The sequence below is a fragment of the Treponema sp. R6D11 genome (assembly GCF_054786075.1).
The window spans coordinates 1-351 of the sequence record NZ_BDHD01001243.1 but is presented as its reverse complement, the minus strand read 5'-3'; the positions used below and the strand labels follow the sequence as shown (position 1 = coordinate 351).

1 protein-coding gene is annotated in these 351 nt (G+C 46.7%); it reads right to left on the bottom strand.

Translation table 11 applies throughout. The features are described 5' to 3' along the window. Nucleotides 1-142: 142 nt before the first annotated feature. On the bottom strand, nucleotides 143-351 hold a 209-nt coding region (locus tag ACYVTD_RS18275; protein WP_461249022.1), incomplete at its 5' end, for a hypothetical protein.

The following is a 351-nucleotide window of genomic DNA, read 5'->3' as shown; positions in this document are numbered from 1 at the left end:
CCGTGTCTTCTTCAACTTTAAGCGGATTCACACAACCGGTAAAAAGGAAGGCTGTCAGTGAAAGCGCCAATAGAAGCGCTACAATCCACGAATTCTTTTTCAACATAATTCTTCTCCTCTTATATTTTTTTTACTTCCATAATTAGAAGTAGAAGTTAAATCCGAACGGAATCTTCCAGCCGAACTGGCCTTCCTGTTTCGTGTGCTGATCAAGTATCTGCACGCCTATCCACATCCTCATGCCGCCCATCGGCATCCATATGTACGGGTTTACGAACCAGTCGTAGACCGCGTCTTTCTTGCTGTCCTCTTTCTCGTAGCCGAAGCCCGCGTGCAGGAACACCCACAGCT